This window comes from Streptomyces sp. NPDC036822 (assembly GCF_055609145.1).
Genome location: NZ_JBVJPY010000013.1, coordinates 131,945 through 156,805, shown reverse-complemented (window position 1 = coordinate 156,805; position 24,861 = coordinate 131,945). Strand labels below are relative to the sequence as shown.

17 protein-coding genes and 2 pseudogenes are annotated in these 24,861 nt (G+C 73.2%); 4 read left to right on the top strand and 15 right to left on the bottom strand.

Annotation, left to right across the window (positions count from 1 at the left end):
* Positions 1-93 precede the first annotated feature (93 nt).
* Positions 94-808, bottom strand: a pseudogene (locus tag ACZ68P_RS26685) (DDE-type integrase/transposase/recombinase); the annotation flags it as partial.
* A 284-nt stretch (positions 809-1,092) separates the two neighbouring features.
* On the opposite strand from ACZ68P_RS26685, the gene ACZ68P_RS26680 reads away from it, so the two are divergent.
* Positions 1,093-2,103 carry a quinone oxidoreductase family protein gene (locus ACZ68P_RS26680; RefSeq protein WP_471010416.1) on the top strand — a complete coding sequence of 337 codons (1,011 nt, stop codon included), beginning with the start codon at positions 1,093-1,095 and terminating at the stop codon, positions 2,101-2,103.
* A gap of 952 nt (positions 2,104-3,055) precedes the next feature.
* Here ACZ68P_RS26680 and ACZ68P_RS26675 read toward each other — a convergent pair.
* The 7 genes from ACZ68P_RS26675 to ACZ68P_RS26645 form a co-directional block, all read right to left on the bottom strand.
* Positions 3,056-3,460 carry an STAS domain-containing protein gene (locus tag ACZ68P_RS26675; protein WP_471010413.1) on the bottom strand — a complete coding sequence of 135 codons (405 nt, stop codon included), beginning with the start codon at positions 3,458-3,460 and terminating at the stop codon, positions 3,056-3,058.
* The gene (locus ACZ68P_RS26670; protein WP_471010410.1) at positions 3,457-4,698 is read right to left on the bottom strand and encodes a cobalamin B12-binding domain-containing protein; all 1,242 of its coding nucleotides are present in this window, start codon (positions 4,696-4,698) and stop codon (positions 3,457-3,459) included. The genes ACZ68P_RS26675 and ACZ68P_RS26670 overlap by 4 nt, the downstream gene beginning before the upstream one ends.
* Entirely contained in the window at positions 4,695-6,512 is a 1,818-nt protein-coding gene (locus ACZ68P_RS26665; protein ID WP_471010408.1) for a PP2C family protein-serine/threonine phosphatase, read from the bottom strand. The genes ACZ68P_RS26670 and ACZ68P_RS26665 overlap by 4 nt, the downstream gene beginning before the upstream one ends.
* 198 nt (positions 6,513-6,710) lie before the next feature.
* Entirely contained in the window at positions 6,711-8,111 is a 1,401-nt protein-coding gene (locus ACZ68P_RS26660; RefSeq protein ID WP_471010405.1) for an NAD(P)/FAD-dependent oxidoreductase, read from the bottom strand.
* 9 nt (positions 8,112-8,120) lie between these two features.
* A complete protein-coding gene (locus tag ACZ68P_RS26655; RefSeq protein WP_471010562.1) occupies positions 8,121-8,309 on the bottom strand; it encodes a ferredoxin in 189 nt (62 codons plus the stop codon).
* 185 nt (positions 8,310-8,494) lie between these two features.
* Positions 8,495-9,469 carry a pyridoxamine 5'-phosphate oxidase family protein gene (locus ACZ68P_RS26650; RefSeq protein WP_471010402.1) on the bottom strand — a complete coding sequence of 325 codons (975 nt, stop codon included), beginning with the start codon at positions 9,467-9,469 and terminating at the stop codon, positions 8,495-8,497.
* A gap of 353 nt (positions 9,470-9,822) precedes the next feature.
* Positions 9,823-10,287 (bottom strand): VOC family protein, encoded by a 465-nt coding sequence (locus ACZ68P_RS26645; RefSeq protein ID WP_471010401.1) that lies wholly within the window; start codon positions 10,285-10,287, stop codon positions 9,823-9,825.
* 160 nt (positions 10,288-10,447) lie between these two features.
* Here ACZ68P_RS26645 and ACZ68P_RS26640 point away from each other — a divergent pair, with 160 nt between their 5' ends.
* Positions 10,448-11,023: a CGNR zinc finger domain-containing protein gene (locus ACZ68P_RS26640; RefSeq protein WP_471010400.1), complete on the top strand. Its 576-nt coding sequence runs from the start codon at positions 10,448-10,450 to the stop codon at positions 11,021-11,023.
* A 354-nt stretch (positions 11,024-11,377) separates the two neighbouring features.
* Here the strand turns inward: ACZ68P_RS26640 and ACZ68P_RS26635 are convergent, their stop codons facing one another.
* The 7 genes and pseudogenes from ACZ68P_RS26635 to ACZ68P_RS26605 all read right to left on the bottom strand — a co-directional run.
* Complete coding sequence (locus tag ACZ68P_RS26635; RefSeq protein ID WP_471010397.1) at positions 11,378-13,165, bottom strand: AMP-binding protein; 1,788 nt, start codon at positions 13,163-13,165, stop codon at positions 11,378-11,380.
* On the bottom strand, positions 13,162-15,126 hold the full coding sequence (locus tag ACZ68P_RS26630) for an FAD/NAD(P)-binding protein (protein WP_471010394.1): 1,965 nt from the start codon (positions 15,124-15,126) through the stop codon (positions 13,162-13,164). Before ACZ68P_RS26630 ends, ACZ68P_RS26635 begins: the two co-directional genes overlap by 4 nt.
* 499 nt (positions 15,127-15,625) lie before the next feature.
* Complete coding sequence (locus tag ACZ68P_RS26625; RefSeq protein ID WP_471010559.1) at positions 15,626-16,909, bottom strand: methylaspartate mutase; 1,284 nt, start codon at positions 16,907-16,909, stop codon at positions 15,626-15,628.
* A 131-nt stretch (positions 16,910-17,040) separates the two neighbouring features.
* Positions 17,041-17,514, bottom strand: a complete 474-nt coding sequence (locus ACZ68P_RS26620) for a cobalamin B12-binding domain-containing protein (RefSeq protein ID WP_471010392.1) — start codon at positions 17,512-17,514, stop codon at positions 17,041-17,043.
* A 98-nt stretch (positions 17,515-17,612) separates the two neighbouring features.
* The gene (locus tag ACZ68P_RS26615; protein ID WP_365720238.1) at positions 17,613-18,029 is read right to left on the bottom strand and encodes a cupin domain-containing protein; all 417 of its coding nucleotides are present in this window, start codon (positions 18,027-18,029) and stop codon (positions 17,613-17,615) included.
* 1,608 nt (positions 18,030-19,637) lie between these two features.
* Positions 19,638-20,384 carry a substrate-binding domain-containing protein gene (locus ACZ68P_RS26610; protein WP_471010557.1) on the bottom strand — a complete coding sequence of 249 codons (747 nt, stop codon included), beginning with the start codon at positions 20,382-20,384 and terminating at the stop codon, positions 19,638-19,640.
* A gap of 48 nt (positions 20,385-20,432) precedes the next feature.
* Positions 20,433-20,618: pseudogene (locus tag ACZ68P_RS26605) on the bottom strand (LysR family transcriptional regulator); the annotation flags it as partial.
* A 278-nt stretch (positions 20,619-20,896) separates the two neighbouring features.
* On the opposite strand from ACZ68P_RS26605, the gene ACZ68P_RS26600 reads away from it, so the two are divergent.
* Together ACZ68P_RS26600 and ACZ68P_RS26595 are read left to right on the top strand one after the other, a co-directional pair.
* Entirely contained in the window at positions 20,897-21,526 is a 630-nt protein-coding gene (locus ACZ68P_RS26600; protein ID WP_471010389.1) for a CGNR zinc finger domain-containing protein, read from the top strand.
* A 1,788-nt stretch (positions 21,527-23,314) separates the two neighbouring features.
* Entirely contained in the window at positions 23,315-24,679 is a 1,365-nt protein-coding gene (locus tag ACZ68P_RS26595; RefSeq protein ID WP_471010387.1) for a vanadium-dependent haloperoxidase, read from the top strand.
* Positions 24,680-24,861 lie beyond the last annotated feature (182 nt).

Genomic DNA, 24,861 nt, shown 5'->3' with positions numbered 1-24,861 from the left:
TGAAAGCGGGTAGCGGGCCCGCCGCGTCGGCCGTCCGCGGCGCGGCAGGGTGGCCGGGCGCGCCCGGGAGCTGTCGGGCCGACGGGGCGGGCGGCGGTGAAGGCGAGGGCGGTTGCCGTTGGTCTGGGGCCGGTAGGGCCGGGTTCGTTTGTGGGTGATCCCGGCCGCCGCCAGGCTGTGGCGCCAGTCGCGTGAGCGGTAGCAGGATCCGTTGTCGGTCAGAACCCGTTCGACGGTGATCCCGGCGCCGGGGAAGAAGGCGTGGGCCCGTTGCCAGAAGGCGGTGGCGGTCTCCTTCTTCTCGTCCGCGTTGATCTCGCTGTAGGCGAGGCGGGAGTGGTCGTCGACGGCGGCGTGCAGGTAGCTGCAACCGGCGTTCCTGCGGGTCTTGCGGCCCGCTTGCCGGCCCAGGACCTTGTGTTCGCCGCCGTCGGGGATGTTGCCGAGCTTCTTGATGTCGACGTGCACGAGCTCGCCGGGTTTCTCGCGTTCGTAGCGGCGTATGACGTGCCCGGTCACGCGGTCGAGGTGGGTCAGGGGGGGCCAGCCGGTAGCGGGTCAGGACGCGGTGGACGGTCGAGGGGACCAGGCCGAGCAGGTGGGCGATACAGGCCGGTCCCCAGCGGCGCAGGAGGCGGACCTTGCCCGCTTCGCCCAGGGCGCGGTACCGGTCGGCCCATCGATGGGCGGTGGTCGGTGAGACCTGGAAGTGTTCGGCGGCCCGGCGCAGGGGCCAGCCGTCCTCGACTACACAGCGGGCCAGACGCCGTCGGCCGGTCTCGGTCAGGGGTGCATTGCGGTGGGGCACGAGGACCTTTCGCTCAGGTATATGACGTCGTAATCCACACCGAACCGGAGGGCCCTCACCTGTTCAAGCGTGCCGGGGCCGCTGAGGTGTTCCTTTCCTCCTCAGTCGGTGCGGAAGCGGCGGGTGGTGCATTCGTCGACCCTTGACGGCCTCGGTCTCCTGTCCCAGACCCGGGTGCAAAGCAGGCGTCTCGGCTCTCGGCGGGGGCGGCGGGCTGGTCTGGGTTGCCGGGAATCGGATCGCCATCAACGGGGTTGGTGGGGATGAGCCGTTATTGGAGGGCCATGCGAGCGATTCAGGTGTACGAAGTGGGCGGTCCCGAGGTGCTGCAGGAGGCCAAGGTGGACCAGCCGCGGCCGGGTCCGGGCGAGGCGATCGTGGAGGTCGCCGCATCCGGGGTCAACTTCCTCGACGTCTACCACCGCGAAGGCCGGTACAGCCTCCCGCTGCCCTTCACCCCGGGCGCCGAGGGCGCCGGCACGGTCGTCGAAGTTGGACCCGGCGTGGCTGACGTCGCAGTCGGGGACCGGGTCGGTTGGGTGGAGATTCCCGGCACGTATGCCGAGCGGGCCGTCGTGGACTCCTCCCGGCTGGTGCCGCTGCCCGACGATATCGGCTTCGAGACAGCCGCCGCCGTGCTCCTCCAAGGCATGACCGCGCACTATCTCGTCAAGGACGCCTACCCGGTTCAGGGGGGCGACACGGTGCTCGTGCATGCGGCTGCTGGTGGCATGGGGCTGCTTTTGACCCAGCTCATCACCCATCTCGGCGGCAGGGTGATCGGCACGACGTCGACCACGGCGAAGGCCGAGCTGGCGAAGCGTGCCGGGGCCGCTGAGGTGATCCTTTCCTCCGCAGTCGACGATCTCGCAGCCGAGGTGAGGCGGCTCAACGGCGGTCAGGGACTGCCGGTTGTCTTCGACGGCGTCGGCGCGCACACCTTCGATGCGAGCCTCGCCAGCCTGCGGCCCCGCGGCCATCTCGTGCTCTTCGGCGCGGCAAGTGGTGCCGTGCCGCCGTTTGATCCGATTCGGCTCGCCCACGGCGGTTCGCTGACCCTGATCCGGCCCAGCCTCGGGGACTTCATCGCCGATCGGTCCGAACTGCTCCGACGGGCCGCCGATGTGTTCGAGTGGGTGCGTTCCAAGGCGCTTGAGGTCACCGTAACGGGCCGCTACGCATTGTCCGAAGCCGCCCAGGCCCACAGCGATCTGGAGGCTCGGCGCACCACCGGCAAGCTGCTCGTCATACCCGATGCGGCCGCTGTTGGACTCCGCAAGGAGACGCAGAGCTGATCGCGGGTGACGCCCGACAGCGTCAGGCACTCAGCAGGCCAAGATCAAGTTCTGGCGGGTTTCTGGCGTATCTGAGTCGCACACAAGATCCCTCAGCCGAGACCTGGCTCACCCGTCCACAACCTCCCGGGACAAAAACAGCTAGCGCCTGCCGGGCTGGTTTTACCGGTCGCCGGGGGTGATGAGCAGGCCCGACGCTGTCCGGGTACTCGTCGGTAGGGAGCCCGACGGCGAACTTGGGGCGTCCATCGCCCGTGATGCGGTGAGCGCGTTCTGGACCCGCGCTTCGTACCCCGGTGAACCGCACCTGTGTCTCTGGGCTGGTCTGTGCGGCCCTGGTTTCGACCGTAGGGCTGCCGCAGCGGCAGCTTCAGCCCTCAAAGCCGTGCTGCTCGCCGAACCGTTAAGGGCTCACGGTGCCGGCCCCAAGCGCCCGGGCGGGATCGAACCTTGCCGCCCACGCTGTCTGGCCGGGGTGTCCGAATAGGGTGCGGGGGTGTCTACCGAAGCCGAAGCTGTGTGTGCCCCTGTGCCGCAAGGACTGTTCCGGGTTGCGACCCTCGCGAGCTTCAGTGGGCTGCAGGCCCGTCTGACGGTGCACGCAGCATGATGTCGGTGGTCCCCGAGGACGGCAAGGCCGTGGTGAGCAGCGGTATTTGGTGTGTCCGTCAGATGAGGGGCACCCAGGTCTTCGCCTTCTTGCGGAAAGCTGAGGAAGGTGGCGTGAGCGTTCTGGTGGGGTGTCGGCGTTGTGGGGGCTGGCGCCTGCAGCACCTAAAGGCGTTGACCGACCGCCGGCGGCGCCTTTGATGCCGAACGTGGACCGGGCCCTGCCTTAGGCACCGGACGCCGGGAACCCGGGGCGGGGTCCGTCGCCGCGGGCGGGCACCCGCATGGCCACCCCCGGGGCGCGGCCGGGGCAGGGCAGGTGGCCCCGGGGCGGACTGTGGGGTTAGCGGGGGCCGGGCAGTGGCGGGGCGTCGTCCTCGGTGGTGCCGTCGCTCTCGGCGTCGGCGGGCGAGGCGGCGCCGGTGAAGTGCTGGTGGGTGCCGGTGAGATGGAGCAGGCGGTCGAGGAAGTCGGGCCGGGCGTCCAGGTGGAGGCGCACCCCGGCCGCCGTGGTGTCGCGGTGGAGGGTCAGCAGGGTGGACAGGCCCGTCGAGTCGCACAGGGTCAGCCCGGCGCAGTCCAGGTGGATGTCGGCCGGCCGGCGGGCGGGGGCGAGGTGGGTGCGGGCGGCGTCCAGGAGGTCGTCGGCGGTGTCCCAGTCGAGGTCGCCGGTCAGGGTCAGGTGCAGGGTGCCGTCGTCGGCGGTGGCGGCGTCGAGGCGGAAGGGAACGTGGGGGTGGGTGGTCATGCGTGGTTTCCGGGGCCGGGGGCGGTGGGGCGGGTGTTCAGTGCGGTGCGGGCGGCGCTGAGGTGGGTCAGGGCGCGGGGGAAGTCGCCCAGTTCGCCGGCCAGGAGGGCCAGGGCGTGGCTGAGGACGGTGGCGGGGACGCCGCGGGCGGTGAGGATGTCGGCGGTCCAGGTGGTGAAGCCGGTGAACAGGGCGGGGTCGTCGGTGTAGAGGGAGGCGGCGAGGAAGTCGACGATGTGGGCGATGTCCTCGGCGGTGCGTTCGCGCTGTTGTTCGGTGTAGGCCCGCATCTGGGGGATGCGGTCCTCCAGTGCGGCCAGGACGTCGGCGACGAGCCGGGGGGCGGTACGGGTGACCAGGGTGTATTCCTGGTCGGCGAGGTGGGGCAGGTCGCCCGGTGGCCGGTGCGGGGCGTGGGCGGGGCGTTCGAGGCAGGTGGCCAGGACGTCGGCGGCGGCGCGGGCGTCGGGGGCCCAGCCGTCGGCGCCCATGAGGCGGGCGTAGCGGCCCTGGGGGCCGAAGGCGGCGCCGCCGGCCAGGACGGGCAGGCCGATGGCCTGGACGGCGGTGATCGCGGCGTGCGCGGTGGGCAGGCGGGTGGGCAGGGAGGAGGAGAGGGCGACCACGTCGGGGCCGGTCTGGTGCAGGTGGGCGATCAGGTGGGGGGTGGGGACCTGGGCGCCGAGGAAGTCGACGGCGAAGCCGCGGCCGCGCAGGACCTCGGCGAGGATCCGGGCGGGCAGGGCGTGCCACTCCCCCTCGACGCAGGCGACCGTCACCCGCGCCAGGGGGTTTGCGGCCTGGTGGGGTACGCGGTGGGCGACGGCGGCGATCACCCGGTCGTGGATGGCGGTCGCCGCGTGTTCCTGGGCGACGGTGATACGGCCTGCGGCCCATTCCTGGCCGACCTTGGCCTGGACGGGGCCGATCACGTCCAGCAGGACGTCCTCGAGCGGCATCCCGGCGTCCAGGGCCTCGAAGCAGACGGCTGCGGCGGCGTGTTCGCTGCGCGCCTGGACGGCCGTCCACAGCCGCTCACGCGCCCGCTCGCGACGGCCGGGTCCCTCCTCGGCGCCGGCGGCTCCGGCGTGCGGGCCGGCACCAGGGCCGGCGTGCGAGCCGGGGCCCGGGGCGGTGTCCGGGCCGGGGCCGGCGGGAGCGCCCGTGCCGGGGCCGGTTTCAGGGCCGGTCTCTAGGCGGGTGGGGGCCGATGGGCCGGTGGTGGTGTGTGAGGTCATCCGGTGTACCTGCCCCGGGTGTGTCCGTTCACCGCCGTCAGGTGGGTGGTGTGCGGGGCGGTGATGGCCACCAGGGCCATGTCGTCGTGGGGTCCGCTGCCCACCCATTGCGCGGCGAGCATCTGGATGCGTTCGACGACCGCTTCGGCCGGCAGTCCCACGCACTCGCTGAACGCGGCCTTCAGCCGCTTCTCGCCGAACATGGCGGAGGCCAGCGGCCCGCCGCGGGCCTCGGTGATGCCGTCGGTGTAGAGCAGGCAGGTCTCCCCCGGCGCCAGGTGCACGGTCGCCGAGCGGGAGGTCACCTGCGGCAGCGCGCCCACCAGGGTGCCGGCGGTGTCGGCCTCCTCCACCTCGCCGGTGGTGCGCAGCAGCAGCGGGCGGGGGTGTCCGGCGCTGGTCAGGCGCAGGCGGACCTGTGCGCCGACGCGTTTGACGGAGGCCAGCACGAGGGTGGCGAAGCGGGTGTGGTGGGACGTCAGCAGGGCGTCGTTGAGGAGGGCCAGGACGTTTTGGTGGTCGCCTGCGAGCGGGACCATCGCCTGCAGGGTGTTGCGGATCTTGCCTGTCAGGACGGCGGCGTCCAGGCCCTTGCCGCACACGTCGCCCAGGATCGCGAGGGGTTCCTGGCCGGCGTCGGGGCCGGGGTGGACGTCGTAGAAGTCGCCGCCGACGCGTTCGCTGTCCTGGGAGGCGCGGTAGCCGCCGGCGAACTCCACGCCGTGCACCTGGTGCAGCCGCGGCGGGAGGAGTTCGGCCATCAGGGTGCGGGTGATGCGGGCCTGTTCGCCGTAGAGGCGGGCGGCCGACAGGGCGGCGCCGGCGCGGGCGGCGAACAGCCGGGCGAAGAGTTCCTCGGAGGTGTCGAAGGCCGCCTGCCCGCCGCGGCGCAGCAGGATCAGCGCGCCGGCCGGGACTCCGTGGCCGGGCAGCGGGATGACGGCGACCGAGCCGGGGGTGGTGCCGAAGTCGTCCGGGTACGCCCAGGAGGGCAGCGCCGCGGGGTCGATCCAGCGGGAGGGCACCGGCGGGAAGCCCTGCAGGGCCTCGGCCAGGCCGGGCAGGTCGGCCGGGTTCACCGCCTCGTTGCGGCGCTGGGTGTGCGCTCCGGCGGCGTGGACCAGGGGGTAGCGGCGGCCGGCGGGCGGGGCGACGACCACGGCGGCGTCCGCGAGGTGTTCGGCGGCCAGCAGCGCGGTCATCTCCAGGCAGCGTTCGGTGTTCAGGGACGCCAGCAGCCGGGTGGAGGCCTCCGCCAGGAACGTGGTGCGCCGGCGTTCGCTGTCCAGAGCCTGCTCGAGGGTGTACCGGTCGGTGTCGTCGGCCAGCCACCACGCCACATCACCGTGCTCGCCCAAGGTGGCGTAGGCCCGCAGGAGCCGGCCGGCGTGCCGGCCCTGTACCGGCTCCGGACGGGCCGTGTCCCGGGCGGGACGGGCAGGGTCCTGGGCGGGGCGGGGCGGGGCGGCCTGCCCGGAGGGCGCCGGGCCCTGCGGGTGGGCGGCGCCCTGCGGATGCCGCGGGTGGGCGGAGTCGTGGGCGTGCTGCTGGGGGCGGGCGGGGGGCGGTGCGGTGCGGGGCCGGGGCGGGCGGGCCAGGCGCCGGTGGGCGTCGGCCAGCCAGGCCGGGGCGACATCGGCGAGCCACGCGCCGCTGATCATGTCGGGGAACAGGGCCGCCGCCGCCTCGTTGACCTCGACCACACCGCCGTCCCGGCAGGCCACCAGCGCCGGGTAGGGCGCGCGCAGCCAGGAGGTGCTCACACTGGAGGCGACACCTTGCGACCGGCCGAAAGCGCTCTGGGAAACAGTCATACGCGGGGGCCCGCGGGGCGGGACCCACCACCTTCCACCTGGAAAACAGATCCGCTCTCCACCATTCCGCACTGTCTCGCGGCGCATCAAGCGAACCGGCCCGCTCCGCCCGGCTATACATGCCGCACGGCAACACTCACACATTCCGGGTACACCGGCTTCACACAAAAGTCACCTGGCGTGGAGGTGTCGCGGGGCTCACGCCGCCCGTGATGTGCCGGGTGCGGGACGGGCCGGCGAGGCGGCGGAGCGATCGGCCCCATCCTGGGCCGGGTTCGCGGCCAGGTCCTGCGCCGTGTCCTGCGCCGTGCCTTCGGCGAGGCCTCGGGCGAGGTCCTGGGCGAGTGCGGTCCGGTAGGCGGTGATCCGGGCGGCGCGGTTGGCGGTGAGGGCTCCGATCAGGCGGCCGCGGCGGTAGTAGGCGACGTCGAGGCGCTTGGTCTCCGGGTCGAGTTCGCGTACCTCGTGGTGGTCGGCGTAGCGGGGCAGGCCCACGGCGCGGAAGCGGACGCCGTACTGGGTGGACCAGAAGGAGGCGACGGGCCGGTAGGCGGCCGGAGCGTCGGGATGGAGCAGGGTGTGGGCGGCGGCCTGGGCCTGTTCGACGGCGTTGCTCCAGTGGCCCAGGCTGAGGAGCTGGGGGGCGTGGGGGTGGGGGAAGCGGGTGACGTCGCCGGCGGCGACGATGCGGGGGTCGGGGCGGCCGTCGGTGGTCAGGACGCGGGTGTAGGCGTCGGTGAGCACGCCGTCGTCGAGGGCGAGTCCGGAGTGCTCGAGCCAGTGGGTGTGGGGGGTGGCGCCGAGCGCGAGGAGCACGGTGTCGGCGGCCAGGCGCCGGCTGTCACCGGCGGGACCGGCGCCGGTGCCGTTGCCAGTGGCGGTGCCGGTGGTGGTGTCGGTGGAGCCCGTGCCGGTGTGGGTGGTGGTGCGGGTGAGGGTGGCGTGGGTGATGCGGGGGTCGCCGTGGAGGGCGTTGACGGTGGTACGGGTGAGGATTTCGACGCCGGCGTCGTGGTGGAGGCGGGTGAGGAAGGCGGCCGCTTCGGGGCCGATGGCGGCCTGCAGGGGCAGGGGTTCGGGGGCGACGAGGGTGACTTCGTGGTCCAGCGCGCGGGCCACGGAGGCCACTTCGCAGCCGATGAACCCTCCTCCGGCGATCAGGAGCCTGCGGGGGGTGGCGGTGAGGTCGCTCTTGAGGGCGTGGGCGTCGGCGAGGGTGCGCAGGGTGTGGACGCCTGCGGGGGTGGGGGCGGGCCAGGGGCGGGCGGCGGCGCCGGTGGCGATGACGAGCCCGTCGTAGGGCACGCGGGTGCCGTCGGCGAGGTGGACTTCGCGGGCGGTGGTGTCGAGGTGGAGGGCCGGGGAGCCGTAGCGTTCGCTGACGCCCAGGGCGGCGGGGTCCTCCAGGGTGAGGCCCGGGGTGGTGGTGTGGCCGGTGAGGAAGTCCTTGGACAGCGGCGGCCGGTCGTAGGGCGGGTGGTCCTCGGCTCCGATGAGGGTCAGGGGGCCCTGGTGGCCGGCGGTGCGCAGTGCCTGGGCCGCGCGCAGGCCGGCGAGGGAGGCTCCGACGATGACGATGTGGGCGGGGCGTGCGGGCATGGCGGTGGGCTATCCCTCGATGCGGATGGCGCGGACGGGGCAGACGGCGGCGGCCTTGAGGACGCTGTCGCGCAGGGCTTCGCCGGGTTCGGCGGTGTAGAGGAGGTAGTCGTCGTCGTCGAAGGAGAACACCTCGGGGGCGGCGAAGACGCACTGGCCGTGGCTGTCGCACAGGTCCCTGTCGACGGTGATCTTCATGGTCATGCGGGTGCTCCTTCGAGGGCTGGGAGGTGTCCGGGCGGTGCCGGCGTCCCCGACGGGCCGGGGCCGCGGCGCTTGGTGCGTACGGTCGCCAGGCGCGAGGGGAAGGCGCGGGGCCCGGGCGGGCGGCGGCGCACGCGGGGCGGAGATGCCTGCCGCGCGTGAGAGGGCTGCCCCGGGGGTTAGGTGAGGCGCACGCGGGGCGTCGCGGTGGGGGCCAGTGGTGACAGGCCCGGCCTGGACACGGCCGGGGGCGCGGGGGGGTTGAAGCGGGAGTACTGGGGGGCGCTCCAGCGCAGCGGGGAGGCCTGGTCGCTCTGCACGGCGTGTTCGACGGTGAATTCGACGATGCGCTGGGCGCCGGGCACGGCGGCGGCGTGGCCGGGGTCCCAGTCCACGGTGGCGGTGCCGGTGAGCTGCAGCAGGGTGCCGGTGGACCAGTCGGGCAGCAGGAGGCCGGCGCGGTGGTCGACCTCGAGGTTGCCCAGGGTGCCGAACATGGCGTTGCCGACGTAGTCGGGCCAGCGCAGGCGGGTGGGGCTGAGGGCCTGGAGGAAGCCGGGGTGGCCGCCGCGGTGGGAGGCGTCGGCGTTGCCCTCGCGGTCGGTGGTGGCGATGAAGAAGGTGTCGGCCGCCTCGACGAGGGCCATCTGCGCGGGGGTGAGTTCGCCGGAGTGCAGCCGGGGCGGGGCGGGTACGGCGGGTGGGGCCAGGGTGGTGAGGGGCTGCCTTTTCTGAATGTACTTGGGGCAGTTGGCGTAGACCTGGTCGAGGTCGGCGTGCAGGCCGCCGGCGGTGGGGCGGGCGGTGCCGTTCATCCGCATGCGGCGCCGGGTGGCCGGTTCGATGGCGATCATGCCGAGTCGGGCGGGGCGGGTGAGCGCCTGGTGCAGGGGGTCACCGGCCGGCGGGGCGGCGTCGATGGTCAGGGAGGCCGGCCCGGAGGCGGTGAGGAATCCCGGGGCGCCGGTGAGCAGGGAGGCCCACATGGCGCCGTCGTCGCCGGCGGCGCCGATGACGAGCATGGGCTGCTGGGCGAGGAAGTCGACGGCGATGTCGGGGATTTCGTCCTTGATGGCCGCGGAGGAGAACCCGGCGTGGTCGAGCAGACCCGCTCGTTCCTGCACGCTGCGTTCGCCCTGGTGGTAGACGCCCATGTCCGGCTCCTTCCGAGGCGGTGACGCGGGGAGTTGAAGAAAGATTGCCGCCCGCCTGCGTACCGGGCCCCAGGGGCCGGCGGGGCGGCGCGCCCGGGCGCGGTGTGTCCCTGAAGACGGTGTGCCGGGGAGGCGGTGTGCCCGGGCTGTGCGCCCGGGCGGTGTGGTACGGCGGGGTGTTGTGCCGCGGCGGGGCCGGTGCGGTGTCGTGCAGTGGGTTGTGCGGTGGGACGTCGCACAGTGGGTTGTGCGGTGGGACGTCGCACAGTGGGTTGTGCGGTGGGTGCGATGAGTGCGGTGCGGTGGGGGTTGGGGGGCGGGCTGCCTGGGGTGGCAGCCCGCGGTCCCTGTTTTTAGAAGAAGCCGCAGGTCGGCGCGGCACCAGTGGGGGCGGGGGCGTTCTCCGCGCCGGTGGGGGCGTAGATCTCCAGGCGGATGCCGTCGGGGTCGGCGAAGAAGATGCCGCCGGAGCCGGCGCCCTCGCCGTGGGAGACGACGCCCTCGTGGGCGAAGTCGGCGCCCAGCTCGCGCAGGACGGCCTCGGCGGCCTTGACGTCCTCGATGGAGTCGACCTGGAAGGAGAGGTGGTGCAGGCCGGCGGCGCCCACGGAGAAGGACTCCTGGCTCTGCTGCCACAGGGTGAGCATCAGGCGGCCGTCACGGGCGAGGAAGGCCCAGCGCTGGCTGTCGTCCTTGCCCTCGGCCAGGATCTCGAAGCCGAAGACCCGGATGTAGAAGGGGAGCGACTTCTCCAGGTTGGTGACGTTCAGGCCGACGTGGCCGGTCTGCAGGGGCTTGTCGGCGATGGACTGCGTCATGGGAGTGCCTTCCTCGATACCGGCGCCGGGCCGTTCCCGGCTAACCGTTGATCTGGACTTTAGTGGTTGACTCATCACCGAGTCAACCGCTGAAATGTTGTTCAGTGGTTAGAATTTGGCCATGTGGTCAGATGCACCGCCGACACGAAAGGGCAGCCTCATGCGTACGAACCCGGCCCGCGGTCCTGCCGCGGATCCGCGCCCCCTGACCGGGGAGCCTTTGCCGCTCGATCTGCTCAACACCCGCTGGATAGACGGCGGAACCCACCACGACCTGCTGCGATACCCCGACGGGCTGTCGATCTGGCTGCAGTCCGCCGGCCTGGACGACGACGTGCCCGCCGGCGGCCGGACCCTGCGGGCGCTGCTGGCCACCCGCTCCGCGCTGGCCTCGCTCGTGGACAGCGGGGCCGACGGCCCGGCCGCGGCCGAAGACCTGAATGAGACCCTCCGCCACGGGCGGATCCGGCGCCTGCTGGACCAGGACGGCCCCCGGACAATCGTCGAGACCGACTCCCCCGACTGGCTCGCCGCCTGGACGGCCGCGGAGATCTACCTGCGGCTGCTCGAGGAGAACCCCGGCCGCATCCGCAAGTGCGCCAACCCCGAATGCATCCTGCACTTCTACGACGTCTCCAAGAACGGCGGCCGCCGCTGGTGCTCCATGGTCGGATGCGGCAACCGGGCCAAGGCCCACCGCCACTACTCCCGCCGTAAACAGGCCGCCGGCAGCTGAGAGGAGACCACCGGCCGGGCGGGCGCACGCCGTGCGCGGGCACCCGCCCGGCCGGCCCCCGAGGGGGGAAGGGGGGACGCGGCACCAGCGGGCCGGCCGGCAGGCGCGGCTTCCGGCCCGCGGAAGGTACGCCCTCTGGCCGGCCGGTGCCGCACGGCCCGGCCGGGCTGAACAGCCCCTCCCCGTACGCCGGTACGCCGTACGCCGGTCCGGTGTGCCGCTCCCCGTACGCCGCTCCACCGGTCCCGTACACCGGTCCGGGTACGCCGGTCCGACGGGCGGGCGGCCGGTGGCATGGGAGGGCGGGCACCGGCCTTTTGGGGGCCGGTGCCCGCCCTTGCTCCTGCGCGCGGTTCAGGCCAGGGGTGCGGCGGTGAACTCCTGCCCGGGTTGCTGCTCCTTGAGCGCGGCCCGGCGTACCTTGCCGGAGGCGGTGCGGGGCAGTGCGGAGGCGAATTCGAGCACCCGTACCCGTTTTTCCGGCGGCAGCTCGGCGTCGGCGGCCTCCAGGAGGAGCTCGGCGGTCAGCGGGCCGGGGTCGAAGCCCGCTGCGGGCACCACGTATGCCTTGGGCACCCACATGCCCACCGGGTCGGGCACCGGTACCACAGCGGCGTCGGCGACGGCCGGCTGGCGCAGCAGGACCTGCTCCAGCTCGAGCGGGGAGATGCGGTGGTCGAAGGACTTGAACATGTCGTCGGCGCGGCTGAGGTAGGACAGGCTGCCGTCCTCGTGGCGCATGGCGAGGTCGCCGGTGCGGTACAGGCCGCCGGCGAACGCGCGGGCGGTGCGCTGCGGATCGCCGCTGTAGCCGCGCATCACTCCTGCCGGGCGGTGGCCGGCCAGGTCCAGGCACAGCTCGCCGGGCCGGCCGTCGGGCACGGGCCGGCCGGTGTCGGGGTCGAGGAGGACGACGCGGTAGCCGGGCAGCGGGCGGCCCATGCGGCCGGGGACGGCCCGGGCGCCGGGGGTGGTCCCGATCTGTGCGGTGGTCTCGGTCTGGCCGAAGCCGTCGCGCAGTTCGATCCCCCAGCGTTCGCGGACCGTCCCGATCAGCTCGGCGTCCAGCGGTTCGCCCGCCGAGACCGCTTCGCGCAGCCCGGGCGGGGCGGAGCCGAGGCCGGCGGCCAGCAGGCCCCGCCAGACGGTGGGCGGTGCGCAGAACGTGGTGGGCCGGCGGGTGCGCAGCACGTCGAGGATCCGCGGTGCGGTGGCGTCCTGGGCGGGCAGGGCGAGGACGGTGGCCTCGGCGTTGAAGGGGACGAAGAACGAGCTCCAGGCGTGCTTGGCCCAGCCCGGCAGGGAGATGTTGAGGTGCAGGTCGCCCGGGGTGACACCGTTCCAGTACATGCCCGACAGGTGGCCGACGGGGTAGCTGGTGTGGGTGTGTTCGACCATCTTGGGCGCGGAGGTGGTGCCGGAGGTGAAGTAGCGGAACAGCGGGGCGTCGGCGTCGGTGGGGCCGTCGGGGGTGAAGCGGGCGGGGGTGTGGTGGGAGTCGTCGTAGTCGAGCCAGCCCTCGACGGCGCCGCCGACGCTGATGGCGGTCCATCGGCCGTCCGGGGTGAAGCGGCCGGTGACGGCGGCTTCGGCCACCACGTGGCGGACCTGTCCGCGGGTGATGCGGTCGGCGAGTTCGGCCGGGGTGGCGGTGGTGTAGGTGGGGATGACGACGGCGCCGAGTTTGATGGCGGCGAGCATCGTCTCCCAGACCGCTTCGCGGTTGGACAGGGCCAGCAGGACCGCCTCGCCGCGGCGTACGCCCTGCTCGCGCAGCCAGGCGGCGACCTGGTCGGAGCGGGCGGCGAGCTGCGCGTAGGTGAGGATCCGGTCGCTCTGCGGGCCGCCGGGGCCGATCAGGTGCAGGGCGGGGCGCGGGTTGTCGCGGGCGATGACGTCGAACCAGTCCAGCGCCCAGTTGAACTGGGTCAGTTCGGGCCAGCGGAACGCGGCGTGGGCGGCGTCGAGGTCCTCGCGGTGTGCCAGGAGCGTGTCGCGGGCGTGGCGGAAGGCCGCGGTGGCGGGCGACTCGACACCAGCACCAGTGGCCGGGGCGGCAGGAGCGGCCGGGCCGGTGGTGGTGGGTGCCGGGCCGGCAGTGGTGGTGGCGGTGGTGGTGGTGGTGGCCGGGGGGTAGGTCATGAGGTGCTCCGTGCCTGGCCGGCGGTGGCGAGGGGCCGCGGGGTGGTGGTGGGGTCGAGCAGGGCGAGGGCGAGTGCGTCGGCGTCCCGGTAGAACAGGGTGCGGCCGGTGCCGGGGCGGCTGGAGCCGACCTGGGTGAACCAGCGGGTGTGTTCGGTGGGGATGCCGAGGGCGAACAGGCCGGGCCGGGGGGTGCCGTGGGTGTCGCGGACGTGGAAGGGGGCGGGGGTGACGTCCAGGCCGCCGGTCTCGTAGGTGCTGTCGGGGCCGTGGATGGTGAAGGAGCGCACCAGGCCCTCGCTCACGAGCTGGCGGGTCAGCACCGAGGTGTCGCGGTGCAGGTCCGGGGTGGGGATGCGGGCGTCGATGAGGACGGTGGCCAGGCGGCCGGAGCCGGTGACCTGCGCGGAGGACACCGAGAACGCCGCGCGCTCGTGGTCGGGGGTGAACACGGTGCCCGGTCCGGCGACCTCGACGACGCCCTGGGCGATCAGGGCGTAGAGCTGCTCGACCCTCTCCAGCGGCGGGCCGGCCGACAGCAGGGCGTTCATCGGCAGGAATCCCCGCTCGAAGTCGCCGGTGTGGGAGGCGGGCAGCAGGCCGGCGAAGTCGACGGCTTCGCGGACGGTGTTGCGGATGTCGCGCAGGACGTCGAGGGCGGCCTTGAGGGGGCCGTCGAAGTTGCCGAGCGCGGCCTGGTCGAGGTCGTGGCGCATGACCTGGAGCAGGACGCGGCGGAAGTGGTCCGGGCCGGTGAACCGGGCCCCCTCGAAGGGGCGGGCCAGGCGCTTGAGGTCCAGCGGCTCCAGGTCCCCCAGCCCCGCCTCGCGCAGCAGGCCGCCGACATCGTGCCCGCGGTGCAGCACGTCGGCCAGCGCCCGGGCGAACACCTCACCCTCACCGGCGCCGTCACCGGCGGGGGTGAGGCGGGTGCGGTGGGCGGTGGTGTAGTAGACGTAGGCCACTTCGGACAGCAGCAGGGGCAGGACGTCCTCGGCGAAGTCGAGCTGGCTGCTGCCGGTGGTGGCCGCGCGGGCGGCGCGGGCGGCGGTGAGGGCCGCGGAGGTGAGGAAGAGCGGCCGGTGGCTGTGGTCGGCCGGCTTCTGGTTACGGCCCCGCGCGGGGATCGGCAGCCCGCTGCGGGAGCCGGCCACGATGTGGGGCTCGCGGCCGGAGGGCACGTACGCGTAGGTGCCGTCGGCGGCCGCCTTGAACACCCCGCCGCGGCCCACGGTCAGCGAGAGCATCACGTCGTAGAAGGACAGGCCCAGTCCGCGGATGGCGACGGTGCTGCCCGCGGGAATGGTCTCCTCCCCCAGCGGCATGTCCGCGGCCGAGTCGCCGCGCAGGTAGTGCACGCCGTGGTGGCGGGCGGCGAAGTGTTCCATGGTGGCGTCGAAGGAGTCGGCGGCGTTGCGCGGGTGTCCCGTCGTCAGCGCCACGCGGTCCACCGCGAGCCTTCCGGCGTCGCCGTCCAGTTCCAGCAGGAAGGTGCCGTCGGGCTGCGGGCGCAGGGAGGTCACGGCCGCCTTGCGGGCGATGAGTTCCACGCCCGCGGGCAGCGCCGCCACGATGGAGTGGTAGACGGCCTTGAGGTAGTGGCCGTACTGCGCGCGGGTGGCGTAGTCGTTGGGCCCGGGCGGTACCTGTCCCGGGGCGGCGGTGGCCGCCAGCCACTGGCCCAGCGACGGGCCGGCGCCCGGCCGGGCCGGGCCGCCGTCACTGTCGCCGGAGTACATCGTGATCTGGCTGACGACGGTGTTCATCGTGAACCACGGATCCTGGTCGGTGCGCCAGACCCGGCCCGCGCCTATCTCGGTGTTGTCGATGAGATGGATACGCACCCGGCGCTCGTCCCCGCGCTCCTGGACGAGGCGGCAGGCCAGGCGCTCGAGGACGGACAGGCCGCGGGGGCCGCTGCCGATGACGGCGATGTCGAGGGGGGCGGGGCTGGAGAGCACAGGCAGTCCTTGAGGTCGCGGATTCGAACGGGCCGGGCACACGGCACCGGGCAGGCGGGCACTGCGACTGCGCAGCACCGCGATGTCACGTCACAACAGGCACAACAGGCACAACAAACAGGTCAGACAGGTCGAACAGGTCGTTCGGGCGGAGCTGGTCGGGCAGGTCGTACGGGCGGAGCTGGTCGTACGGGTGGGGCGGGTCGGGCAGGTCGTAGGGGCGGGGCGCGGGCGGTGCGCGAAGGCGGGCAGCCGGGCCGGGGCACCCCTCGCATGCCGGGGGCCGGCGGTGCGGGCCGTACGTAGGGCGCCCCGTCGGTCTGGAGGGGGGCGGCGCGGTGGGGGCCTGCCCGCGGTGGGGCCGGCCGCCGGCACGGGAGGCGGGTTCACCTGGCGCGGGCGCGCCGCGTCCTTCAGGGTTCATCCCGGGCGGGGGTGGGCTGGAGAGTCGGCGGGTGTGCGGCGTTGCTTCACAGGGCCCGGGCGGGGTGGGGCGGGGTCAGAGCGCCCGGGCGGTGGTGGTGGTCAGGGCGGCCTGGTCGTAGGTGTTCTGGACGTGGCCGAGCATGTGGAGCAGGTCCTCCGCGCGCAGGCTCGAGGGGCCGCCTGCGTTGCGGGCGACGGTGACGGGCATGGCCCCGGCCCGCAGCCACTGCAGGCTGCCGCGGGCGTCGATGAAGCTGCGGGCCCGCTGGGCGTTGTCGGCGTGCAGGCAGTACGGCACGTCCAGGACACCGCGGGCGAACGCCTTCACCAGGGCCTGCCCGGCATCGGGATGCAGCTCCAGGACGGCCTCCACCAGGGCGCGGGCTTCGGCCAGGACACCGAACTCGCCGTCGGGCGGGCCGGCCGGCGGCGCGGTGTGCGCGGCGTGGGCGGCTTCCTGAAGGGCGGTGATGTTGTCGGCGATCGTGGGGATGCGGTGGGCCTCGGCCGGTGTCTTGACGATCATCCGCTCGGTGCCGGTGACCGCGGCCAGCCGGGCGCTGTCGCGCAGCAGTTCCAGCGCGCCCTCCACGGTGCGCGGGAAGACTCCCATGTAGCTGTAGAGGACGACGTGCCAGTCGATGCCGTGAAGGTGTTCGCCGGCCAGCGTCCGCAGCGCGTGCAGGGCCTCGATGTCCTGGGCGCGGCTGGTCTGCTGGGCGTAGCTGAGGGAGACGCTGCTCAGTCCGCGCTGGCGGAAGAAGACGCATTCCAGGACCGACAGGGCCACCAGCAGGCTCGGGGGGCACAGCTGGCCGAGCATGCAGCCGCCGAAGCTTTCCAGATGGCTTCCCGGGCGGGAGGCCAGCAGGTCGCAGCTGCGGGCCCAGTTGTCGACCGACTCGGCCAGCGGGGTACGGCTGTAGGGCAGGCAGTAGGAGACGGGGCCGCCCTCGGTGGCGTCCAGGCCCGCGTCCAGGAGTGTTCGGATGATGTCGTAGGGCCGGGCCGATCCGTGGCGGATCTGGACGGCGAAGCCGTCACCGGGCGGGGCGTAGGTGCGCAGGAGTTCCCGTGTCACCGCCGGGCCGTGGGCGACGATCGGGAAGCCGTTGAGGTCGGCGCCGCCGGCCAGGGCGCGGCGGGCCGAGGCGTGGTCCCCCACACGGGTGTAGCTGTCCAGGGTGATGGTGCCCACGACCCGGGCCCGGGCCTGGCGGACCGCGGCGAGCCCTTGGCCCATCTCCTGAACGGTGGGCATGCCCATCCGGGGCTGGACCACCAGGACACCGTCCCGGCGTGCCCGGCCCACCGCGGAGGCGAACGCACCCAGCGGCGCCGGAGCCGACGACGGCACCAGAGGGCCGGCAGGCGGCGCCCCACGGCCGGCAGGCGGCGCCGGAGCGGACGACGGCACACCGGCGGCGGCGGGCCGCGGCGTTCCGGCCGGGGACGGCAGCGGCAGGGCGGGGGTGGGGGGCTGCGGGTTCACCGCGCACCAGCTCCTTCGAGGATGGCGGCGCCGGCGAGGTAGTGGCGGAAGGGTGCGATGCCGGCGGCGTCTTCGAAGACGGCGTCGAAACCGGCCTCCACCAACGCGGCGCTGTGGGACTCGCCCTCGGCACCGCGGATGCCGAGCTTTCCTCCGATGACGACCTTCAGGTCGCTGAGGTCGGGCTCTTCCCGCAGGCGCCTGATCAGACGGCTGCCGTCCAGCGCCCCGTGTCCGTTGACGCTGGAGACGACGACCATGTCCGGCCGCAGACGGCGGCACTCGGCGATCAGCAGCTCGTCGGGCACGCAGGCGCCGATGTTGGTGACCTGGTGGCCGAGGTCTTCCAGGAGCAGCTGGAGGAAGACGAGGTTCCAGGTGTGGGAGTCGGAGGAGACGCTGGAGACCAGGACGCGCCGGGAGCCGGAGCGGGCCGGCGTGGCCGTCGGGGAGGGTGCGGGCACAGACATGGTGTTCTTTCCGGTGGCGTGGACGCGGACGGGAAGGAGAGGAAGGGACGGGGCCGGCCAGTCAGGGCATGGCATCGCGCGGCCCCGTCACCTTCCGGTCACACGGCGGCGCTCACGCCGACGGGGCGGATCTCCCTGCCCGGCACCCGGGCCTCGGCCGGCCTGGTACGGATCGCCAGTACGGTGCAGCCGGTACGGCTGGACATCTGGTGCTCGGTCCCGGGGCCCTCGACGATCAGGTCGCCCTTGACGTAGGAGGGGCCGTCACTGTGGTCGAGTACTCCGTCAAGTACGAGCATCAGCTCGTAGCCCAGGTGCTCGTGGAAGTCACCGTGGGCACCGGGCGGGAAGCGCAGCAGCAGACCGACGGAGTCTTCGTTCTTCTCCTGGTCCGGGGCCCACAGAACGGCGTGCTCCACGCTCACTCGGCCCGGCTCGCTCCAGGTGGTCCACTCCAGCTCGTTCAGGTCGAACCCGCTGCGGAACACGTTCTGGACGTAGAGGACGTTATCCATGATCTCCCTCACGCTCTCCTTCGACACGGCTGAAATCCGGCCGCACTGAAAGGCTATGAGCAGCAAATCAATTCGATTCGAATGTTTCCGATAGGAGATATCGGGGTAACAGATGGACCCCCGGCGGGACTTGACAGACTATTCGCACCGCAGCACAAAGAGACACGGGCCTGTGCGTGGAAATCGGCGATACCGAAAAACCGGGACCACGCCCTGGCCGCGATTCCCGCCCCCTCTTTCTGGCCGGGGCTGAGGACGTACCCGCCCTTTAGGGCCCGGGCGGCCCCGGCCCCCCACGCCCGGCGGCCAGGACCCCTTGCCGTACCGGACGGCACGACCCGGCCCGCCACGCGCCACCCCCGGCCCCCCGGGGCGGGGCGGGACCAGGGGCCGCTCCCGGCGGGCCTGTACCGCGGACACGCCGTGCAGAGGGCACGCCGTGCGGTCGTGCCCGCGCAGACGGCGCGCCGCGCAGCTGCCGGGTACCGATGCCGGCCGCGCAAGGACCCGCCGCCCGCGCGGTACGAGTAGCCCCCCCGCACACGGTACGAGGAGCCACCCGCCGGAGCCGAAGGCCGCGGGCAGGGCGGCGGGTTGGCCGGCTGCCGGAGGTCCTGCCCTGCCGGGAGGGTGCCCGGCCCCCGGCAGGGCACGGGATACAGAGGCAGGGCGAGCCGAAAAACGCAGGCCGGCCGGCCGGTTACCCGACAAGCGGGCGGCGCGGACGGCCTCTGCCCGGCTGGCGAAGCCCGGGCTGCCCGGATACCCCCCTGGCCTGAAGGCTGGTGGACCCGGTAACCCGCAAGCTGGGGATACCGGAGGGGGTGTGCCCGGCGGCCCGTGCCGGATGCCGCAGGCCCAAGGCCGCAACGCAGCCGGCCGGCCGCCTGGACCAGCCCGCGGCCGGGGACAAGAAACAGGGCTTGCCCCAAGAAACCCAGGCGAGCAGGCCCGCGGCCCTGGCACCGGCCGGCAGGGCACCCCACCCTCGCGAAGCACCGAAGTCGCCGGTCCAGAAGGCTGGTTGACCCGGCGCGCCCGCGACTCCGGCAACCGAAGTCTCCGTGCCGGTGGCCGGTGCCGGACGCCGCAGGTCCGGAGCCGCAGGCTACCGGCCGGCTGCCCGGCTACCGGCGGGGCGGGAAAAGGCAGGCACAGCTACCCGCAGGACCCCAGCCGAGCCCGTCCGGTGCCCCGCGCACCGCGGGCCGGGCCGAGCTGCCCGGGTGCCGGCGGCCGGGTGCCGGCTGCTTCGAAAGCCCCGCCCCAAGGCCGTCACGTTGCCCCGCGTACCGCAGACAGCCGGCCGCCCCGAATACCGCAGGCCCGACAGGCCCGGAGACCCGAAGGGCCCCGGCCGGGCGGCTGATGAGGCGCGGCGCACGCAAGCGCGGCTACCGCAGGCGGGCCGGCTGCCCCGCGGGCGCCTGGCCGAAGGCCCGGGCCTGCCGTAGGCCGGGTGCTTGTCCGGGCGTCCGGGGCCCGCGCATCGGAGGGGCCGGGAGGCGGCCCCGGCCGGCGGACCGGAAGCCGGGGCCTGAAGGCCAACAGCGCTGCCCGGGCAGCCGGGTTCGCGGGCGTGGCGGCGGGGTGGGGGCCGGGGTGTGGTTATGAGGCGATCTGGCGCAGGGGGCGGCCGTCTGCCGGGTGGTTGTTGAGGACGCTGAGGGAGGTGACGGCGGCGATGCGGTCGGTGCCGGCCGCGGGTAACGGCAGGCGGCGCATGAGTTCCAGGACCGAGCGGGCGGCGCGGCTGAGGTGTTCGGGCTGGGCGTAGAGGACCCGTACGTCCAGTTCGCAGGAGGGCAGGGTCGGGATGACGGCCAAGTGCTGGGCGGCCAGGGAGGGTTCGGGCGGCAGCATCGCCACGCCGTAGCCGGAGCGGGCCAGTTCGCGTACGCCGCCGACCGAGCCGGCCTCGATGACCGGTGCGTCGATGCCGTAGCGGCTGCGCAGGGCGGCGAGCAGCGGCAGGTGGCAGGTGCATTCGGCGTTGATGGTCAGCACGCGGACGCTGCGCAGGGCGCGGGCGAGGTCGCCGGCGGCCGCCAGGGAAGGGGAGCCGACCGGTACCAGCGGCAGGGAGGGCAGCTTCTCGGCGGTCACCTCCGCCGGCAGGGGCGGCGCGCCTTCCTCCAGCGCCACCAAAGCCAGGGGCAGTTCGCCGCGCAGGACGGCCTCGGCGACGTTCAGGACGCTGGTGGCGCGCGGGGAGACCTGGACTTTGGGGTAGCGGTAGCGGGTTTCGCGGATGAGGTGGCCCACGCGCTGTTCCATGAGCAGCGGGTCCGCCCCCAGCGGTACCCGGCCCTCGGCCTCGGCGCCCGGGTGCAGCGCCCCGGACAGTTCGTTCACGGTCTGGAAAATACGTTCGGTGTATTCTTTGACGATCTCACCGTGCGGGGTGAGACGGACGCCGTGCGGAAGCCGGCGGAACAATGGGTAACCGAGTTTCGTTTCCAGTGCTTTGATGTGGCTCGTGACGCTCGACTGGGCATATCCGAGGTTACGGGCCGCTTTCGAGACGTTGCCCTGCTGGGCGACTTCTCTGAATGTCCGCAGGTGGTTAAATGCGAGATCCAATACCATTGCTGTCCCCAAGAGTGAGAGATCTTGCGTCCAAAACGCGCCGCGGGCGGCTGATGCAGCCGCCCTGGGCGCAGTTCGCCGGTCTGTTCTGCGAGAACGCTCCTCCGGGCCGTGCCGGTTCTCCTGCCACTCGCCCCCGAGCACCAGCACGCCGTACCCTGCCGCTAAGCGCTGCCCTAACGCATCGCTGCGGATACCCCCGTTAGTCATGGGATCCTGGCATGCCGTCGCGTCGATCGGCAAGTCGTCCCCGCATCAACGACGTCGAAGGAACCTGGATGTCCCCCCACGCTCCCCTCGCCCCTCACCCGCCCGCCGAAGGACCGCCGCTGCTGGGCGAGCCGCTGGCCCTGGAGTTCGTCAACACCCACTACGCCGTACGCGGCTGCCTGCGTGACGGGCTGGCCGGCACCCGGGAACTGGCATGGTGGCTGTGGGCGTGTCGCGAACGGTTCGCGACAGCTCTGAGCGAGGAACACCTGGCGAGGATCGGCCCCTCGGACGTGATGTGCTTCCAGCAGCTGCGCGACGCCGCCCGCCGCCTGATCGAGGCACAGACCCTGGGCCAGGCCCCCGATACGCGGGACATCGCCCAGGTCAACCGGGCCGGCGGACTGGGCCGTTCCTGGCCCGTCCTGGTCTGGGAAAACGACGGCCGGCCCCACGCCGTACCCACCGGCGCGTGCGGTCCGCTCCTGGAACTGCAGGCCGAACTCGCCCACGAGACCGTCCGCCTGATCACCTCCCCCACCCTCACCGTCAAACCCTGCCTCGCCCCCGGCTGCGTCCTGTACTTCGAACGCACCCCACCCCGCCGTGAATGGTGCTCACCCGGCTGCGGCAACCGCGCCCGCGCCGCCCGCCACTACAACCGCCACCGCACCCCCACCCCGCACCCACGCCCCTGACCCCCCACCCCCAGCCCCCGGCCCCGGTCCCGGCCCACCGGCAGCCCCGCCAGGCCCGACACGGCAACGCCAGCCCCACCAGGCCCCGCCCGCCCGCCGGCCGACCGCCGTCAGCGCCGGCCGCGGGCACACACCGCCACCACCCACGGCCGGCACGCCACCACCACCGGCCGCGGACCCACCACGACAGCCACCCCCGCCCAGCACGGCAGCCGTGCCCACGACACGCCCCGCCCAGGCCGGCACGGCCGCCCCACCCCGCATCCAGCCCACCCCGCCCGGCCGCCGCAGACCATCACCCTTCCCCCGGCGGCAGCCCTGCCCCACCTCAGCCCCCCCCTGCCCCCACTGCCGTTCACACCGCCAGGCCGACCCCGGCGGCCCCCCGACCAGCCGCGGACACACCCCAAGCCCCGCCACCCGCCCGCACACCCCCGCCGCAGCCAGGACCCGAACACCACCAGAGCAAACCCCAAGCACCCAGCACCCCCAGACCCCGCATCAGGACAACGCCGGGGCACCAGGACAGCAGGGCAGGACGACACCAGGGCACCAGGACGAGCGCAGGACCGCACAACCGGACACGCAGGCCAAAGAGCCCTGACGGCGCGGAGCACCGAGACCGCCCCCAGGAACCACAGCCCGCCCCCAAACGGGACAAGAACACCCGGCAATCACGCAACGAAAACTTCACACACCACCCAGCCCGCCACACCCGCCACCCCGGCACGAGCAACCCGCCACCCCCACCCCACCCCCACCCCCACCCGACCGCAGAGCACCCGGCCGGGCGCGCGTCGCCACACCGGCATACGAAAGACACAACCGGCAAGGCCGGCGGGATGCCGACCTGCAGCCAGCCGACTGCCGGCCGACTGCCGGCCGGTCAAATGCCCTGACAGGAGCCCCTGCCAGACGAGATCCCCAAGCCGCCGGCACTGAGCCGGACAACCACCCAACCGCCCCCTCCCCCCAGCCGGCGGCCGGGCGGCACACCCAGGAACGGAAGCAAGACCCCCGAAGCCATCCGAGAACTGCGAGTTCCCGGCACCAGCCGACCAGCACCGGTCGACAACCGCGGACCTGAGGCCGACGGCACCGGCCGGGCAGCACCGGTCGACAACCGCGGACCTGGAACTCACGGCGCCGGCCGGGCACCTCCGACAGCCGAGGACCTGGAACTCACGGCGCCGGCCGGGCACCTCCCATCGAAGGCCGAGCACCCGGGGCCGACGGCGCCGGCCGGGCAGCTCCCATCGAGGGCCGAAGACCCGTGCCGGTTCACCCGGTTTCCCGCACCCGGCAACGACCGGATACCCCATGCCTCCCGCCAGGAGATACCGACACCGGCGGTGCCGCCCCGCGCCCGGCGACACGGGACGGCCACGCCCCGCGGCGAGTACCTGGTGCACGAGAGCGCCGCGCCGCACCCGCCAGCCGCCCAGCCCCGCCCCGCCCCCTCCCTGGCCCGTCCGCCGGCCACCCCGTCTCCTCACCCCCCGGCCTCTAACGGTTCATCCCCACCCACCCGTTACAACCGGTTGACGTGCCGGTATCGGATTCCCGTATATCAGCCATCTGAGACGTGATCAGGAACAAGCCCCGCCCGGCCCTAACGTCATCACCACCGGGCCGGCCGGCCAACCAGCCGCCGGCCCCCGCCCCCACCCGGCCCACCCGGCACCCGCCCACAGCGCCCGGGATACGCGACCGACACCCCCGGCACACCCCCAGGGGCACACCGCGTACAACGGGGGCGGCCCGCCGTCAGACAGACAAGGACCCTTGATGCACTCCACACACCCGAGCCGCCGCCGCCTGGCCAAGACCGCCGCCGCCGGCCTCGTCCTCGCCGCCGCCCTGGCCACCACCCCCGCCGGCGCCGCCTCCCTGGACACCGACACCCCCGAAGCCCGCTCGACCCCCGACCGCGTCCTGTACTGGAACAACGCCATCCTCGACGCCTTCCGCAAGGTCGGCGGCACCCCGGGCCCCCTCACCCGCGGCGGAGCGATGATGAACATCGCCATCTACGACGCCGTCAACTCCATCAACACCATCGGCAAGCCCTACCTCACCAAGGACACCACCGCCGCCGGCAAGTACGGAGCCCTCGACTCCGCCGTCGACCACGCCGCCTACACCGCACTGAAGAACGCCTTCCCCGCCGTCGACTTCACCACCGCGTTCAACAACGCCCGCGCCCTGCCCGACCGCGGCACCCCCGCCGACCGCCAGTACGGCCAGCAACTCGGCACCAAGACCGCCCAGGCGATCATCGCCCACCGCACCGGCGACGGCTCCACCGACACCACCCCCTACACCCCCACCACCGGCCCCGGCCACTGGATACCCGCCCCCGGCAAGCCCGTCGGCGCCCCCAACTGGGGCAACGTCAAGCCCTTCGCCCTCACCAGCGGATCCCAGCTCCGCCCCGCCAAGCCCGCCGGCTTCACCACCCCCCAAGACATGCTCAAGAGCCCCCAATACGCCGCCCAGGTCAACGAAATCAAGGCCATCGGCGGCAAGAACTCCACCCAGCGCACCCCCGAACAGACCCAGATCGCCCACTACTGGGCCAACGACGTCGACGGCACCTACAAGCCCGTCGGCCAGCAGTACGACCACACCCTCGCCATCTACAAGAAATACCGCCCCTACGGCCAGTCCTACGACTCCGCCAAACTCTTCACCAAAATGTCCGTCTCCCTCGCCGACGCCGCCATCGCCATCTGGGACTCCAAGTTCAACACCGACTGGGACCTCTGGCGCCCCCAGCACGCCATCAACCACGCCGACCAGGTCCCCAACCCCGACCTCACCGCCGACCCCACCTGGCAACCCCTCGAAAAAGACACCACCGGCAACAGCTTCAGCCCCAACTTCCCCACCTACGTCTCCGGCCACTCCGGCATCGCCGCCGCCTGGGCCGGCGCACTGAAAAACCACTTCGGCCGCGACGACCTCACCTTCACCGCCGGCACCGACGACCCCTACGCCAAGGGCATCACCCGCACCTTCACCTCCCTCACCGCCGCCGCCCAGGAAAAAGCCGACAGCCGCAAATACATCGGCGTCCACTTCGACTGGGACAACACCACCGCCCTCACCCTCGGCTACAACGTAGCCACCCACACCACCACCCGCTTCTAACCACCGCACACACCACACCCCCACACACCCCCAACCACCACACACCCGGTACGCCAGACCACCCCCAACACACCCACCCACCCCAACCCCCAGGAACACACCCATGACCAACACTGGCAGGCCCTCTGTCGGAGGGCGGTGCGAGGATGGCAGTGTGCTCCGGAACGCACGCGGGGCAAGCG

Excerpts from the sequence above, each read along its gene's own strand:
- ACZ68P_RS26680 (WP_471010416.1), top strand. The coding sequence starts at position 1,093 with ATGCGAGCGATTCAGGTGTACGAAGTGGGCGGTCCCGAGGTGCTGCAG.
- ACZ68P_RS26655 (WP_471010562.1), bottom strand. The coding sequence starts at position 8,309 with ATGAAGATCACCGTCGACAGGGACCTGTGCGACAGCCACGGCCAGTGC.
- ACZ68P_RS26595 (WP_471010387.1), top strand. The coding sequence starts at position 23,315 with ATGCACTCCACACACCCGAGCCGCCGCCGCCTGGCCAAGACCGCCGCC.
- ACZ68P_RS26635 (WP_471010397.1), bottom strand. The coding sequence starts at position 13,165 with ATGACCTACCCCCCGGCCACCACCACCACCACCGCCACCACCACTGCC.
- ACZ68P_RS26600 (WP_471010389.1), top strand. The coding sequence starts at position 20,897 with ATGTCCCCCCACGCTCCCCTCGCCCCTCACCCGCCCGCCGAAGGACCG.
- ACZ68P_RS26620 (WP_471010392.1), bottom strand. The coding sequence starts at position 17,514 with ATGTCTGTGCCCGCACCCTCCCCGACGGCCACGCCGGCCCGCTCCGGC.
- ACZ68P_RS26675 (WP_471010413.1), bottom strand. The coding sequence starts at position 3,460 with ATGACCACCCACCCCCACGTTCCCTTCCGCCTCGACGCCGCCACCGCC.
- ACZ68P_RS26645 (WP_471010401.1), bottom strand. The coding sequence starts at position 10,287 with ATGACGCAGTCCATCGCCGACAAGCCCCTGCAGACCGGCCACGTCGGC.
- ACZ68P_RS26665 (WP_471010408.1), bottom strand. The coding sequence starts at position 6,512 with ATGACTGTTTCCCAGAGCGCTTTCGGCCGGTCGCAAGGTGTCGCCTCC.
- ACZ68P_RS26650 (WP_471010402.1), bottom strand. The coding sequence starts at position 9,469 with ATGGGCGTCTACCACCAGGGCGAACGCAGCGTGCAGGAACGAGCGGGT.
- ACZ68P_RS26660 (WP_471010405.1), bottom strand. The coding sequence starts at position 8,111 with ATGCCCGCACGCCCCGCCCACATCGTCATCGTCGGAGCCTCCCTCGCC.
- ACZ68P_RS26615 (WP_365720238.1), bottom strand. The coding sequence starts at position 18,029 with ATGGATAACGTCCTCTACGTCCAGAACGTGTTCCGCAGCGGGTTCGAC.
- ACZ68P_RS26640 (WP_471010400.1), top strand. The coding sequence starts at position 10,448 with ATGCGTACGAACCCGGCCCGCGGTCCTGCCGCGGATCCGCGCCCCCTG.
- ACZ68P_RS26670 (WP_471010410.1), bottom strand. The coding sequence starts at position 4,698 with ATGACCTCACACACCACCACCGGCCCATCGGCCCCCACCCGCCTAGAG.